Below are 12,685 nucleotides of genomic sequence, written 5' to 3' on the forward strand. Positions count from 1 at the left end.
GGTCTCCAGGTTCGGGGTCTCTGGTCGCCCGATCTTAGCCCGAACGAGTGAAAGGGACTCACCGGTGCTCTTTCGGGCGTCCCACGCATGCTAAAGTCTACGAGTTCGCGCGAGTGGCGGAATTGGCAGACGCGCTGGCTTCAGGTGCCAGTGCTCGAAAGGGCGTGGGGGTTCAAGTCCCCCCTCGCGCACGAACGTGAAGGCTCACCTCCGGGTGGGCCTTCTCTCTTTCCCGGCTCTGGTCCCACCCGTCGCCGTCGGCCCGTGCAGTGGTTGTCTGGTGCGATGAGCCAGCAGGGCGCGGTCGTGTTCGAGTTCGACGAGGTGCTCTTCGACGAGTTCCCGAAGGCCCCGTGGGTGCCCCGCAACCAGCGCATCGTCGTCGACTCCGACCGCCGCGTCGTGGGTCGCCGCGACGGCATCGTCGTCAGCGTCACCGACCTGCCCCCGGTGTACGCGCATGCCGACATCGGGCCGAGGATCAGCAGCATGCAGTCCTTCGTCACCGTCGGCGACCACGTCTCATGGATCGTCCGGACCGTCGAGGGTACGCGGTTCACCTCGTCCGCCGACGGCCTCGACGAGGAGGCGCGGCTCGAGATCGCGAGGGACGCCACCCTGCACGGGTTCCTCGACGACCTCGAGTGCATGGTCATCACCGACCTGTCGGAGATGCGATTCGGACAGGACCGCGAACTGACGCGCTGCCGTCTCGAGGTGACCCGCGCCTCCGTGGGGTCCGGTCGCCTGGGCGCTCGTCGTCGAGGGCACGGGGCACCGGATCGAGTCGGACACGGTCGAGGCCGCGGAGTTCGTCGGCCGGCAGCTCAACGACATCGCGATCGACGGCGACCCGCTCGCCCTCGAGGCCGTGCTGCCGCTGTGAGGCGTCTCGGCCCGATCAGCCCGTGAGGCCGGTCACGGAGAGCCTCCGGCCGATCGTGAGGCGATGACGGCGGCGAGCCAGCCAGGGATCGCCTCGGCGGGCCGTGGGTACGACTCGAGATCGTCGAGGTAGGCCTGGTCGTCGATCCAGGTGTGAGGAGCGCGGTGGTCGAAGTCGAACGAGGTGCCGAGCTTGCCGGCGGCGGTGACCCGGAAGCGGGCGCTGAACCACGATCCGACGTCGGCTCGGTACATGAGCCGTCGGAGGTCGGAGGCGGCGGCGCCCGCCTCGTCCGTGTCGGGAGTGGACGACTCGTGGCCGGCTTCGTCGAAGAAACCCACGGATGCCACCCGGACGCCTCCGACCTCGGAGAAGTCGAACTCCGCCCGGACGGAGCCTCGAGGCATCATGCGGTGGACGGCGAGACCCACCCGACGGAGGGCATCACGTTCGGTCGGCACGCGGCCACCGCCGTCGTCGTGTTCGCTCATCGCTCGGCCCCGCCGCCACCGTCGGCTCGGCCGGCCAGGTCGTGGCGGGTCGGGGCGCCGGCGAGGATGGCGGCGAGCCAGTCGGGGGTGTTCTCGGGGGTGCGGGGGAACTCGTCGAAGTCGGCTCGGTAGGCCTCGGCGGCGAAGTGGCCCAGCTCGGGTTCGTTGTCGTAGTCGTACGACGCGCTCATCTTGCCGGTCGCCGTGACCGTGAACACCGCGGTGAACCAGGTACCCGAACCGGGTCGGTACATCGCCTTCCGGAGGTCGCGTGCCGCCCGGAAGGTCGTCTCGTCGGGCAGCGCGTGGTCCTCGCTCCCGTCGATGCGGGGCAGGACCGTCTCACCGGCCATGACGCCCCCAGCGATGCTGGTCCTCATGACGATCCGGTCGAAGCCGGTCGGGAGCAGGCCGTACAGCTGCCGGCCGATGTCTCGGAGGATCGTGCGCTCGGCCTCGATGCCGGTCGTCGGTGGGCCGTCGGACATGCGTGTATCCCTTCGGTCATCGATCACTTGCGGTCGTGGCGGGTCGGGGCGCCGGCGAGGATGGCAGCCAGCCAATGCGGGGTGTTCTCGGGGGTGCGGGGAAATCGAGCCAGATCGGCCCTGTAGGCATCCGCGGAGAAGTGGCCCAACTCGGGCTCGTGGTCGTAGTCGTACGACGCGCTCATCTTGCCGGCCGCCGTGACCGTGAACACCGCGGTGAACCAGGTCCTCGCATCTCGACGGTGCATGGCGCCGCGGAGGACTTCGGCCGCCTCGAACGCATCGACAGGCCCGATGATCGATTCGAGCGAACCGTCGAGTCGATGGACACGGGTCCGGCCGGCGAGGACGCCGCCCGCCACGCTGACCTGCATCTCGACACGATCGTGTTCTGAGTTCAGAGTCGGATACAGCAGACGACCGATGGCGCGCAGTTGGACGCGTTCGGCTTCGAGTCCCGCCGGCTGCCCGTCACGTGAAGCAGAGCGGCTCTCCTCAGCGCCGGTCATCGTGTCCGAGGCGAACGAGGTCGTGGCGGGTCGGGGCACCGGCGAGGATGGCGGCGAGCCAGTCGGGGGTGTTCTCGGGGGTGCGGGGGAACTCATCGAAGTCGGCTCGGTAGGCCTCGGCGGCGAAGTGGCCCAGTTCGGGTTCGTTGTCGTAGTCGAATCGCGTGCGGAGCTTCCCTTCCGCCGTGACCGTGAACCAGGCGGTGAACCATGTTCCGGCCCCCGGCCTGTACATGGCCTCTCTGAGTTCACGAGCACGGAGGGTGGAGTCCCTCGTGCCCATGATGGAGTCGTCCGTCCCGTCCGGGCGGTAGAGGCGCTTCTTTCCGGAGGAGACACCACCGACGATGCTGATCTCGGCCTCGATGCGATCGAAGCCCGCTGCGATCTCGCCGTGAAGAGCCAGACCGACCCCTCTCAGCGCAGAGCGCCCTTGCTCGAGTCCGGGTGGGTTCTCATGTCGTGTCATGACTCGGGTTCTCCCTTCGGCTCATGTGTGCCACCCCTGCCGACGAGGTCGTGGCGGGTCGGGGCACCGGCGAGGATGGCGGCCAGCCAGTCGGGGGTGTTCTTCGGCGTGCGGGGGAACTCGTCGAAGTCGGCGCGGTACGCCTCGGCGGCGAAAGACCCGAGCTCGGGCTCGTGGTCGTAGTCGTACCTCGCACTGAGCTTCCCCCCGGCGGTGACGGTGAACACGCCCGTGAACCACGTCCCGGCTTCGGGTTTGCTCATGACCCTCCGGAGATCGCGGGCCGCCCGGAAGACGCCACGACCGGACGAGAGAGAGGTCGAGCTGCCGTTTGCGGCATGCAGCTCGATCGTGCCGGCTGTCACTCCGCCGACCACGCTGATCCGGGCGATCACTCGATCGTGGTCGCGCGGGATGACGGCATGGAGCGCTTTGCCGAGGATGCGGAGTGCGTCCCTCTCGGCAGGCATGCCGTGGGGCTCCGAGTCGTGAGCGGACGGCACGGGCCCGAGTACTCCTGAGTCCGCCAGTTCTCTCGAGGTCGTGAGGCATGCCTCGAGGTAGGCATCGGGCGATGTGCCGCCTCCGACGAGGATCAGGGTCCCGCCCGTCGTCGACTGCGCGGTCGCGACCGACAGCCCCACCTCACGTGCAAGTGGATGCGAGCATGCGGCGTCTGTGCCGCTGGCGTGAGTCACGGCAGTGGGCCCGCGACGGAGGAGATCAGGAGGACGTGCTCGCGCATGTCGACGACCTCGAGGGACGCAGCAGATCGTCGGCCTCCGAGGGCGAGCAGCGGGCTGAAACCGAAGCATTCGTCGGAGCGGGGCACCCCGAGACGCTCCCGCGCCTCCGGGAAGGGGCTCCAGTCGAAGTAGTCGGGGTCGGCCAGGAACGACTCGTAGCCGAGGATGACGAGGAGCGTCGAGAGCCTGTTGGCGATGATCCGGCTCGTGCCCCGTCGAAATTCGAGGAGGTGCGCTCGGCCGTCGAGCCAGACGACCAGGTCTCCGAGGGCGGACGACATCAGGGGCGTGGCCGCCGCGAATCGAGGTGCGACCTCGGCGAGGACGTCCTGCCACGCGGTGGGGTCGACGATGCGCAGGTACCCGTCAGCCGTCGCGCCCAGCCCGTGGTCACGCCACAGGGCCACGACGTCGTCGGGAAGACGCTCGACAGCGGCGTCGAGGCTGGCGGAGGACAGTGGAGGCCCTGGCATCAACGGCTGCGTCACGTGACTCCAGCCCTGTTGCGCGAGTCCATGTCTCGACTCTCAGACGGGACCCTCGTCACGGCCGACGAGGTCGTGCCGGGTGGGCGCACCCGCGAGGATCGCGGCGAGCCACTCGGGCGTGTTCTCGGCAGTCCGGGGAAAATCCTCGAAGTCGGCACGATATTCCTCGGCACCGAAGTGACCTAGTTCGGGTTCGTTGTCGTAGTCGTACTGTGCGCTGAGTTTTCCGGCGGCCGTCACGGTGAAGACGGCGGTGAACCACGTGCCTGCCCCTGGCTTGTACATCAGGCGCCTCAGTCGACGAGCCGCTTCGAACGTGCGTCGCGCGGGAGCAGCCGACTCCTGGGAGCCGTCGGCTGCGAAGAGCAACGTCTCGCCGGCCATCACACCCCGAGCCATGCTTGTCTGCATGCGGATGCGGTCGGAACCCGAAGGAATCAGTGCAAGGAGCTGCGAACCCAGTTCTCTCAGTGCATCACGTTCTGCTTCGAGACCCGACTTCACCTTGTCGTCACCGGACATTGTCGTAGAACTCCTGTCGTAGCGGTTGACCGTGAGCCTGGATCTTGACTTGGACACCGGTCGGGACTGTGTTCGTGCCCTCGTACTCCGGAAGCACTTTGAGGTCGGCGGCGCCTCCGTCGGACGCGGTCAGGGCTTGCCGGAGTTCGCGTTCGAGGTTACCGAAGGAGTGGCCCCGGCCGCGATTGACCTCTCGGAGCATCGGCACGATGTTGATCTTCTCGCCGCCGCCGCCGAACATGTTGGCCAGGAGGTGGCCTCCCTCGTACCCGACACCGCCCTCCTTGCCGATGCGCTTCTGCACCGACTCGGACCGGTCGGCATCGCCGAGTTGGAGGTCGTCGAACTCGGCGAGCACCGTGCGGCTGGCGTGGTCCGTGACGTAGACGTGCTTGCCACCGACGACGTAGGTCGTGTCCGCGGCGGGCTGCATGAGGTCGTAGTTCAGGTTGCCCTTGCCGCCGTACTCGGTCTCGACGTGGACGATGCGACCTGTCGCGTCGGTCGAGAACACACCCCGGCCAGGCACCGTGTACGCCGTGTCCGGGGCGAGGACCTGACCGTGGGCGAACGGCTTCTCCTTCGTCGGCAGGTCGGAGCCCGAGACCGTCACGTGGTGCTCGACGGCCGGTGTGGCGTGCGGCGTCGGTTCGGTCGGGGTGGGCGTCCGGTCAGGGCCCGACAGGTCGAGCTCCCCGATGTCCGTGTCATGGCCGCCACCGGCTGACCGGTCAGGGGTTGCACCCGCGCCGTCGACGGGACCGTCGGCCCGACCGGGCTCGTCCGTCCCAGGGCCGTCCGCGTGACCTGCTTCGCTCGTCCCAGGGCCGTCGGCCCGACCTGCATCGCTCGATCCGGCACCGTCGGCCCGACCGGCATCGCCCGCTCCGCCTCCGTCGCCACGTTCGAGCAGCGTCGTGCCGCCCGACCCGGGGTCGGCGGCGCGGGCGGCACCGGCAGCGGGGTCGGAGCCGGTGCCACCACCCGCGTGGGCGGACGCGTCGGCGTGCGTGGGGGACGCGGCACGCGCCTCCTCGGCTGCTCGACCGAGGTCGCCGTAGTCGGCGAAGTCCTCGAGCTTCGACAGCGAGCCGAAGTCGACCTCCTCGCCCGCCTTGAGGGCGCCGGTCAGGCCCTCGAACTCGACGTCGGTCATGCGGTCGAGGGCTGCCATCGTGTCGGACAGACCGTCGAGGTCGTCGAGCTTCGACAGGCCGCCGGCGTGGTCGCCGAACTCGGCGACGAGGTCCTCGACCCGCGACAGGCCCTTCGGCAGGTGCGACGCGTCCTCCGCCACCTCGGCCAGCCGACCGGTGAGGGTCGCCGCCCGGGCCGCGCCCGACCCGACCTTGAGGCCCGCTCCGACCTGGCCCGCGCCTGGGATGAAGAACGAGGCGACGTTCGCCACCGCGAAGGTGCCGGCCGCGACCGGGTCCTCTTCCCACTGCTCGGGCGTGCCGACGATTCCGCCGACCATGCCGTCCATCGTCTGCTTGTAGTTGTCGCGCAGGCCGCGCAGCGACTCGGGGACGGCCGAGTCGGGCAGGTTCGCCAGCGCGGGCGCTGCCGGGAAGACCGCCGTGATGGCGAGGGCGCCGAGACCGGTCAGCATGCCGGTCCAGGCCTCGCCGGCGAACGACCAGTCGTGCTTCCAGCCGTTCGCGGCGTCGAAGCCGACGAGCGACACGGTGCCCTCGACGAAGCTGGTGCCGAACTCGACGAGTCCGTCGCCGACCGACTCCTGGCACGACCGCTCGCCCTTGCCCTGGGCACCCCACGGGTTGTCCTCGGCGACGTCGAGCTGCTCCCCGGTCACCGCCGTCTGGGGCGCGACGCACAGGTCGTCGCGCAGGGCGTTGACGGCGTTCTCGAACTCGACCCGGGCCGCGTCGATCTTCGCGATCTCGGCGTTGTACTGCGATTGCAGTTCGTTGTTGCGCTCGACCGACGGCGTGTGCTCGTTCCAGGGGATGGTGGTCTCGCCCTGACCTTCGGCCATGATCGGCACGCCACCGCTCATCTGACTGGCCTGGAAGAGCGGGTTGTCGGGGTCGTAGAAGTCGAGGGTGACGCCGCCGGAGACCGAGGCCCGGAAGGCGTTCGCCTCGGTGACCAGCTCCTTGATGCGTGCGACGGGTGCCGTGACCGCCTCGGCCAGCGTCTCGAGGAGGTCGGCCACCGTCGAGATCGTGCCGGCGACGGCCTCGGCATCGGTGCGCACCGGGTCCATCGAGGCGAACAGCTGTGGCCCCTCGGGCGCGGTGTACGACGCCGACAGTCCCGACCAGTCGGTCATCACTGCCTCGGCGTTCGTCGTCACCGCGGTGGCCGTCGACTTGTAGCTCGCCGCCGCCGACGCGATCGACTCCGGCACGATGTCGAGACCGAAGAACTCGGCCGGTTCGATCAGCGATCCCTTCGTGGCCATCAGCGGCCCCCCTCGAAGAAGCTGAGGTCGCCTGACTCGGCGGCCTGCACGGCGGCGGACTGCGTCTGCGCAGCCATCTCCTCGTCGCCGTTCACGTAGGCCAGCGTCGCGTCACCCGCCCCGGTCGCGCAGGCGAGGATGCGCGCGTTGATGCCCTGCACACGGTTCGTCTCGGACGAGATCAGGTCGACGACGGCCACGGCCGACGACACGAGGATGTCGCCGCCCACGCCGGCGTTCAGCTCGGCCTGGGCCGTCTCGACGCCGGTGAAGGTCGCCGCGAACGTCTCGGCCGAGCCCTGCACCTTGGTGAGGACGGCCACCACGCCGTCGGGTTCGATGCTCCACGAGCTCATCGGTCGTCTCCTGTCGTCACGAGGGTGCCCTGCACGTCGTCGGCCAGGCGCCGGGCCAGCGCCTGGGTGAGCGGCCCGTCGAAGGGGCCGTAGGCCTCGGTCCACCAGCGGTCGGTGGCCGGGCCGTCGGTGGTTCGGTCCGTGGGCCGGTCGGGGGACGCCGGGTCGGTGACCGGCAGTCCCAGGCCGCGCCGCGCCTCCAGGGCGTCCTCGAGCTGCGTGCTGCGCAGCACGGCCAAGACCAGGCCGTCCTCCGACGCGATCTGGATGCCGCCGCCCTGCCAGAGGCGCCCGGCACCGAGGCCGCCGTCGACGGCCGCGGCCGCGGTCACGACCTCGACGGCCGTCACGGGCTCGGCGGAGAGGATCACGAACTCACGGGGCACGGCGCACCGCCGGGGGGAGGAGGGCGTCGGCGACGACACCCGGGCCGATCGCGTCGAGGGCCGCCGCGAAGCGCTGCCACCGGGTCGCGTCGGCACCGAACGGCACGACGAGCGAGGGGGTGCGGGCGTTGCCGGTCGTGGTCCCGCCGTGTTCGGCGGCGAAGGAGGTCGCGTCGAGCCCCAGGCGCCGCACGGCCCGCGCGCCGACCACCGCGGCGAGGGGCTGTGGCGTCGTCGGCCGGTAGGGCGTGATGGTCGCGTCGGCCGCGCCCCGCAGGCTCCACGCCGTCGCCAGCAGCACCTGCTGCTTCTCGGACAGGCTGCGGAGAGCCGAGGAGGCGCGGGTCGCGTCGTCGACGCCGGTCGCCTCGGGCAGCGCGAACAGCAGCCGGGTCTCCTCGGTCAGGCCGGTCTCGCTGCGGGCGATGCGGATCGTGCCGGTCCAGACCGTGCCGTCGGGCGCGGAGCCGGCGACGTGCACCCGGGAGTCCCGCGGCATGCGGGCCCGGGCCAGGGCCGTGATGCGACCGCGGTCCCAGACGGTGGCGGGGGGTTCGGAGGTGCCCCACACGGTGGGCGCGACGCCCGCGACGGCGGTGACCAGCGCCTCCGTCGTCGTGCCGGTCAGGGCCTCGGCCCTCGCCGCGTGGTGCACGGCCACGGAGAACTGCAGCCACGGGCGCGTGGTCTCGACCGCCGGCTGGGGCAGGAGGGCGAACTCGTCGGCGGGCGCGGTCGCCCGCGCCGATCCGTCGACCGGGTCGCCGAGGGGATCGAGCAGGGCCTCGTCGTACGACGCCACCCGGGCACCGCCGATGGCGTGGCGCAGGTGGCCGTCGGCGTCCCGCACCAGCCAGGCCCCGGCGACGAGGCGCAGGGCCTGGTAGAGCGCCCAGCTGAGCCGGGCGTCGTCGTGGGTCACGACGACGACGCGGACGCCGGCGCGGGTCGCGTCGGTGAGCAGGGCCTGCCGCCCCGAGGTCAGGCCGACGACGGGGGCGGTGCTGATCGTCGCGATCCACCCCGGCCCGTTCGCGTCGGCGAGCGGGTGGGGCAGGGTCGTCGCCCGTGAGTCGCTCACGGGCCGTGCCTAGATGCCGTCGACGGCGGCCTTGGCCCGCTGCATGGCGGTCTGGGCCGACTCGTCGTTCGACGCGAGCGACTGGCGGAGCGTGTTGATGATCGTGCGCACCTCGGTGGCGACGCGGTTCCAGCGCTGCTCCTTGCCCGCGTACTCCTCGCTGGAGCCGTCGGCCTGGTAGTCCGCCATGGCGGTCTTGACGTCGGAGTCGCGCTGCGTGATGAGCGCCTCGAGGCGGCTGGCGACGGCGTTGAAGTTGTCCTGGGCGTTGCCGGAAGCTCCGAGGTCGAAGTCGCGGCGGTCGGTTGCGTTGGCCATGGTCGTTCCCCCTTATGCGCGCGATCCGCCGAAGCGGGCGCTCTCGAATCCGGCACCGGACTGGGCCGAGGTGGTCTCGTCGGCGATCTGCTGCTCACCCTCGACGAAGGCACGGTTCTGGCCCGTGATGCCGGTCAGCACCGACGACAGGGCGGCGTTGAGCTCGACGGAGATGCCGTCGACCTCGCCCTTGAAGCGGTCGAAGGCGGCGCGGCCGGCTCCGTTGAAGCGGCCTTCGAGCGGCGCGGCCGCGTCGGCGAGCTGGCGGACGAGCGCGCCGAGGTCGTCGCCGGCCCCGCTCGTCTTCTGGCTCAGTTGCGTGAGGGTCTCGCTCCCCATGGCGAACTTCATCATGTCGTTCTCCCCTTGCTTCGATCTGATGGCGACCCGTCACGGGTCGACTCATGAGGAAATCACGATTCCGTCTCGATCGCCACCCGTCTGCGGGGTACATGTCGGGGGACCGAGGCGGGGGACGGGTGGGTGACGGCCCCGGAACGGGTGTCTCACCGGGGGACGTGGGGTCGGCTAGCCTGGGGCCGATCGTGCGCTCCGGGGACGCGGGCGGTCGCTCCTCGTCGGTCTCGACGACCTGGTCCGGCACCCCGCAGGCGAGAGGCGGAACCGTGGGCGCACTGGTCGGCGCGCGAAGCTGCGGACGCTGCGGACAACCGCTCGGTGCGGGCGCGACCTGGTGCTTCTGGTGCGGTGTGCGGATCGTCTCGGCGGCGACCGGCAGCGCCATCGGCACCTACTCGGGACTGCTCGCGGGCGTGCAGACGGCGACCCCGTCGCGGCGTCGCGGTGCGGTCGCCATCGACTGGGGCGTGCCCCTCGTCCTGTTCGGCGTCCTCGTCGTCGGTGTGGCCACGGGCGCCTCGTCCGCCACGGCCGGCGCGGCGCTCGTCCCCGTGCCCGTCGAGATCGCGGTGGTGGTGGTCGCCCTGGTCTTCGTGCTGCTCGACGTGGTGCTCTACGTGCGCGGAGGGCGCTCGGTAGGCCGGTTGGTCCTGTCCCTGCGCACGGTGGACGACCTGACCGGTCGCCCGCCGGCCGTGCTGAGGGTCGACCGCCGCGGGCGCTTCAGCATCCGTCGTCAGGCGGTGACGGTCGACCTGCGGCGTGGCCGGGACCCCATGACGTCGTCGCCCCCGCTCGTGCAGAGGCCCGCTCTCCCCGTCGCGGCCTCCGCCCCGCTGCCGCTCCACCCGACCGACCCGCTCGACGCCGCGGGACGACCCGACGAGAACACCTTCGGGCGCACGGGCCAGGGCCGACCCACGACCACCGCGCCGTCGATCGTCCTCGAGCTCGACAGCGGCGAACGCCTCGACCTCGAGTCGACCCTGCTGATCGGCCGCGCCCCGGTCAACCGCGAGGGCGAGGAGCACCCGGTCTTCGCCTGGGCGGACCTCGCCCGCAGCCTCACCAAGACCCACGCCCTCTTCGCGTGGGAGGGGGCCGTGCTGTGGGTGACCGACCTCGGGTCGACGAACGGGTCCTCGCTCGTCGCGCCCGACGGGACGCGGCAGCCGCTCGTGGCGGGCCTGCGCGGGCCGGCCGCACCGGGATACGTCGTCGAGCTCGGCGAACGGACCCTCACCGTCCAACCGTCCGGGGTGGTGGACGCATGAGCGGGGACCGCGACGTCGTCCTGCTCGAGACCGTCAAGACGCACCGCGCCCGCCTGGTCTCGGCCCTCCTGTTCGGCGAACTCGACGAGCGTCGGCTCGTCAACGACAACGTCCGTCGGCTGATCGTCAGCCTGGTCATCGCTGCGGTCGCCTGCGCGGGCTGCGCCGGCACGTCCTTCGTGCTCTCCGTGCTGGCCGACCAGCGCGCGACCCAGTCGCAGACCACCGGAGGGTCAGGAGGCGCGGTGCCGGTCACCGGCTCGCCGTCGCCCTCTCCCGCGTCGACCGACGTCCCCGACCCCACCCCCACGACGGAGCCCCGATGACCGACTACACCCGGCTGACCATCGTCGGCACGGCGCGCAAGGCCGAGATGGTCGTGCCCGCCGACGAGCCGATCGGTGGTCTGATCCCGCGCCTCATGGAGCTCCTCGACGAGCGTCCCGGTGCCGTGTCGCGCCCGCTGACCCTCGTCCGCTCGACGGGGGAGCAGCTCGACACCTCTCTGTCGGTCGCCGAACAGCGCATCGTCGACGGCGAACTGCTCCGGCTGCTGCGCGAGGACGCCGCGCCCCCGCCGCCCGAGGTCGCGGACGTCACCGACGTGCTCGCCGAGTCGCTCGCCAGCCGACCGGGCCTGTGGACGCGACGGTCGCGCACGGCGACGGCGGCCGTCGCGATCGGACTGCTCTCGCTGGCGCTCTCGACGGTCGTGGCCAGGGCGTCCGACGTCGAGCCCGTCGGCACGCTCGCGATCGTCTACGGGTTCGCCGTCGTGGTGGCCCTCGTGTCCGGCCGGTTCGACGGCCGCTGGCTCTCCGTCGCCGCGACCTCGGTCGCCCTGGGGTGCGCGGCCCCCCTGGCGGTCGTGCTCGGGGCCGTCCCGGCCCTCGAGCTGCCGCCGGTCGACGTGGCGCTCGCCGTGATCGTGCTCGCCTGGGTCGCGCTGGCGCTCGGAGCGGGCGCCGGTCTCGGCTCCCGGTCGGCGTGGTGGGGCGGCGTCCTCGGCGTCGTGCTCGGGGCCGTGCCGATCGTGCTGCGGTCCCTCGGCGTCCAGGACGCGGGGGCCGTGGGCGTCGGCGCCGTGCTCGCCGTCGTCGTCTGCGGCCTGCTGCCCTGGTTCGCCATGAGCGCCTCCGGCCTGACCGGTCTCGACGACCAGGTGGTCGACGGACGTCGGGGTCGCCGTGACGAGGTGCTGCTGACGGTCGGCGACGCCTACCGCACCCTGACCTGGTCGACCTTCGCGGTGGCGGGGCCCGTGGCCGTCACGGCCGTCTCGTCCGTCGGGTCGGCCGATCTCTGGCAGGTCGGTCTCGGGGTCGCCGTGGTGCTCGTCGTCGCGGCCCGCACCCGGGCCCTGCCGATCGCCGCCCAGGGCTGGGTGCTCTGGGCCGCCGCCCTGATCGGCCTGCTCGGCGGTCTGCTCGTGCAGCCGCTCGCTCCCGGGTGGCTCGTGGTCGTCCTGTTCGCGGCCGGGGTCGTGGTCGCGGTCGTGGCCGGCGGCGTCGACCCGGTCGCCCACCAACGCGCCTCGCTGCGCCGCGTGGGCAACGCCGTCGAGGCCCTCGGCGTCGTGGCCCTGCTCCCCGTCCTGCTCGGGGTGTTCGGCGTCTACGCCGACCTGCTCGGGGCCTTCTCGTGAGCGCCTTCGACGCGTTCGTCCGGTCGGCGCCGCTGGCCCTGCTCGGCAGCGTGAGCGCCCGGGTGCACGAGGTGACGACGGTCGACGAGATCGTCCGGCGCCCGCTCCCGGTGTCGCGCCGCATCGGCTTCGTGCAGGCACGGGGCGGAGCCGGGGCGAGCTCGACCGCCGGCTACGTCGCCGCCCTGCTCGCCCGTCGCCGCCCCGGGCTCGTCCTCGGCGTGGACGCGTCGCGCGG

The 12,685-nt window shown here is 71.7% G+C and carries 18 protein-coding genes and 1 tRNA gene; 6 read left to right on the forward strand and 13 right to left on the reverse strand.

All coding sequences use genetic code 11. The annotated features are described in order from the left end of the window. The first annotated feature begins 107 nt into the window (after positions 1-107). Both IFT36_RS02775 and IFT36_RS02780 read left to right on the forward strand, forming a co-directional pair. Positions 108-191: transfer RNA gene (locus tag IFT36_RS02775), tRNA-Leu, on the forward strand. Positions 192-285: 94 nt separating this feature from the next. After that, entirely contained in the window at positions 286-912 is a 627-nt protein-coding gene (locus IFT36_RS02780; protein ID WP_200412362.1) for a hypothetical protein, read from the forward strand. Positions 913-918: 6 nt separating this feature from the next. On the opposite strand, the gene IFT36_RS02785 is transcribed toward IFT36_RS02780, so the two are convergent. The 13 genes from IFT36_RS02785 to IFT36_RS02845 all read right to left on the reverse strand — a co-directional run bounded on the left by IFT36_RS02785 (position 919) and on the right by IFT36_RS02845 (position 9,522). Continuing rightward, complete coding sequence (locus tag IFT36_RS02785) at positions 919-1,377, reverse strand: hypothetical protein (RefSeq protein ID WP_200412363.1); 459 nt, start codon at positions 1,375-1,377, stop codon at positions 919-921. Then, complete coding sequence (locus tag IFT36_RS02790) at positions 1,374-1,865, reverse strand: hypothetical protein (protein ID WP_200412364.1); 492 nt, start codon at positions 1,863-1,865, stop codon at positions 1,374-1,376. Before IFT36_RS02790 ends, IFT36_RS02785 begins: the two co-directional genes overlap by 4 nt. Before the next feature lie 23 nt (positions 1,866-1,888). Further along, positions 1,889-2,374: a hypothetical protein gene (locus IFT36_RS02795; protein WP_200412365.1), complete on the reverse strand. Its 486-nt coding sequence runs from the start codon at positions 2,372-2,374 to the stop codon at positions 1,889-1,891. Then, complete coding sequence (locus IFT36_RS02800; RefSeq protein ID WP_156155555.1) at positions 2,361-2,843, reverse strand: hypothetical protein; 483 nt, start codon at positions 2,841-2,843, stop codon at positions 2,361-2,363. The genes IFT36_RS02795 and IFT36_RS02800 overlap by 14 nt, the downstream gene beginning before the upstream one ends. Further along, positions 2,840-3,106 carry a hypothetical protein gene (locus IFT36_RS02805; RefSeq protein ID WP_192118391.1) on the reverse strand — a complete coding sequence of 89 codons (267 nt, stop codon included), beginning with the start codon at positions 3,104-3,106 and terminating at the stop codon, positions 2,840-2,842. Before IFT36_RS02805 ends, IFT36_RS02800 begins: the two co-directional genes overlap by 4 nt. Positions 3,107-3,537: 431 nt before the next feature. Continuing rightward, on the reverse strand, positions 3,538-4,062 hold the full coding sequence (locus IFT36_RS02810) for a T6SS immunity protein Tdi1 domain-containing protein (protein WP_148053679.1): 525 nt from the start codon (positions 4,060-4,062) through the stop codon (positions 3,538-3,540). 54 nt (positions 4,063-4,116) lie between these two features. Beyond that, positions 4,117-4,599 carry a hypothetical protein gene (locus IFT36_RS02815; protein WP_137846903.1) on the reverse strand — a complete coding sequence of 161 codons (483 nt, stop codon included), beginning with the start codon at positions 4,597-4,599 and terminating at the stop codon, positions 4,117-4,119. Continuing rightward, complete coding sequence (locus IFT36_RS02820; protein WP_200412366.1) at positions 4,589-7,027, reverse strand: DNA/RNA non-specific endonuclease; 2,439 nt, start codon at positions 7,025-7,027, stop codon at positions 4,589-4,591. The genes IFT36_RS02815 and IFT36_RS02820 overlap by 11 nt, the downstream gene beginning before the upstream one ends. Then, on the reverse strand, positions 7,027-7,383 hold the full coding sequence (locus IFT36_RS02825; protein WP_200412367.1) for a DUF6507 family protein: 357 nt from the start codon (positions 7,381-7,383) through the stop codon (positions 7,027-7,029). The genes IFT36_RS02820 and IFT36_RS02825 overlap by 1 nt, the downstream gene beginning before the upstream one ends. Continuing rightward, a complete protein-coding gene (locus IFT36_RS02830; protein WP_200412368.1) occupies positions 7,380-7,754 on the reverse strand; it encodes a hypothetical protein in 375 nt (124 codons plus the stop codon). Before IFT36_RS02830 ends, IFT36_RS02825 begins: the two co-directional genes overlap by 4 nt. Before the next feature lie 4 nt (positions 7,755-7,758). Next, a complete protein-coding gene (locus IFT36_RS02835; RefSeq protein WP_192125077.1) occupies positions 7,759-8,850 on the reverse strand; it encodes a DUF6177 family protein in 1,092 nt (363 codons plus the stop codon). Positions 8,851-8,859: 9 nt separating this feature from the next. Beyond that, positions 8,860-9,168, reverse strand: a complete 309-nt coding sequence (locus IFT36_RS02840; RefSeq protein ID WP_043595262.1) for a pore-forming ESAT-6 family protein — start codon at positions 9,166-9,168, stop codon at positions 8,860-8,862. 12 nt (positions 9,169-9,180) lie between these two features. Next, on the reverse strand, positions 9,181-9,522 hold the full coding sequence (locus tag IFT36_RS02845; protein ID WP_307785006.1) for a WXG100 family type VII secretion target: 342 nt from the start codon (positions 9,520-9,522) through the stop codon (positions 9,181-9,183). Between the two features lie 356 nt (positions 9,523-9,878). Between IFT36_RS02845 and IFT36_RS02850 the strand changes: the two genes are divergently transcribed. The 4 genes from IFT36_RS02850 to IFT36_RS02865 all read left to right on the forward strand — a co-directional run. Continuing rightward, positions 9,879-10,802, forward strand: a complete 924-nt coding sequence (locus IFT36_RS02850) for an FHA domain-containing protein (protein WP_056044180.1) — start codon at positions 9,879-9,881, stop codon at positions 10,800-10,802. Further along, a complete protein-coding gene (locus IFT36_RS02855) occupies positions 10,799-11,128 on the forward strand; it encodes a hypothetical protein (RefSeq protein ID WP_055975719.1) in 330 nt (109 codons plus the stop codon). The genes IFT36_RS02850 and IFT36_RS02855 overlap by 4 nt, the downstream gene beginning before the upstream one ends. Continuing rightward, on the forward strand, positions 11,125-12,447 hold the full coding sequence (locus IFT36_RS02860; protein ID WP_056044178.1) for an EsaB/YukD family protein: 1,323 nt from the start codon (positions 11,125-11,127) through the stop codon (positions 12,445-12,447). The genes IFT36_RS02855 and IFT36_RS02860 overlap by 4 nt, the downstream gene beginning before the upstream one ends. Continuing rightward, positions 12,444-12,685: hypothetical protein (locus IFT36_RS02865; RefSeq protein ID WP_200412369.1), on the forward strand; the 242-nt coding region annotated here is incomplete at its 3' end. The genes IFT36_RS02860 and IFT36_RS02865, both read left to right, overlap by 4 nt.

Origin of the sequence: Frigoribacterium sp. CFBP 13605 (assembly GCF_014839405.1) — a bacterium.
Taxonomy (GTDB): domain Bacteria; phylum Actinomycetota; class Actinomycetes; order Actinomycetales; family Microbacteriaceae; genus Frigoribacterium.

Bases quoted from the DNA above. Each gene is read 5' to 3' on its own strand.
- IFT36_RS02840 (WP_043595262.1), bottom strand. From the start codon at position 9,168: ATGGCCAACGCAACCGACCGCCGCGACTTCGACCTCGGAGCTTCCGGC.
- IFT36_RS02795 (WP_200412365.1), bottom strand. From the start codon at position 2,374: ATGACCGGCGCTGAGGAGAGCCGCTCTGCTTCACGTGACGGGCAGCCG.
- IFT36_RS02800 (WP_156155555.1), bottom strand. From the start codon at position 2,843: ATGACACGACATGAGAACCCACCCGGACTCGAGCAAGGGCGCTCTGCG.
- IFT36_RS02825 (WP_200412367.1), bottom strand. From the start codon at position 7,383: ATGAGCTCGTGGAGCATCGAACCCGACGGCGTGGTGGCCGTCCTCACC.
- IFT36_RS02810 (WP_148053679.1), bottom strand. From the start codon at position 4,062: ATGCCAGGGCCTCCACTGTCCTCCGCCAGCCTCGACGCCGCTGTCGAG.
- IFT36_RS02845 (WP_307785006.1), bottom strand. From the start codon at position 9,522: ATGATGAAGTTCGCCATGGGGAGCGAGACCCTCACGCAACTGAGCCAG.
- IFT36_RS02815 (WP_137846903.1), bottom strand. From the start codon at position 4,599: ATGTCCGGTGACGACAAGGTGAAGTCGGGTCTCGAAGCAGAACGTGAT.
- IFT36_RS02820 (WP_200412366.1), bottom strand. From the start codon at position 7,027: ATGGCCACGAAGGGATCGCTGATCGAACCGGCCGAGTTCTTCGGTCTC.
- IFT36_RS02785 (WP_200412363.1), bottom strand. From the start codon at position 1,377: ATGAGCGAACACGACGACGGCGGTGGCCGCGTGCCGACCGAACGTGAT.
- IFT36_RS02780 (WP_200412362.1), top strand. From the start codon at position 286: ATGAGCCAGCAGGGCGCGGTCGTGTTCGAGTTCGACGAGGTGCTCTTC.
- IFT36_RS02855 (WP_055975719.1), top strand. From the start codon at position 10,799: ATGAGCGGGGACCGCGACGTCGTCCTGCTCGAGACCGTCAAGACGCAC.
- IFT36_RS02805 (WP_192118391.1), bottom strand. From the start codon at position 3,106: ATGAGCAAACCCGAAGCCGGGACGTGGTTCACGGGCGTGTTCACCGTC.
- IFT36_RS02790 (WP_200412364.1), bottom strand. From the start codon at position 1,865: ATGTCCGACGGCCCACCGACGACCGGCATCGAGGCCGAGCGCACGATC.
- IFT36_RS02860 (WP_056044178.1), top strand. From the start codon at position 11,125: ATGACCGACTACACCCGGCTGACCATCGTCGGCACGGCGCGCAAGGCC.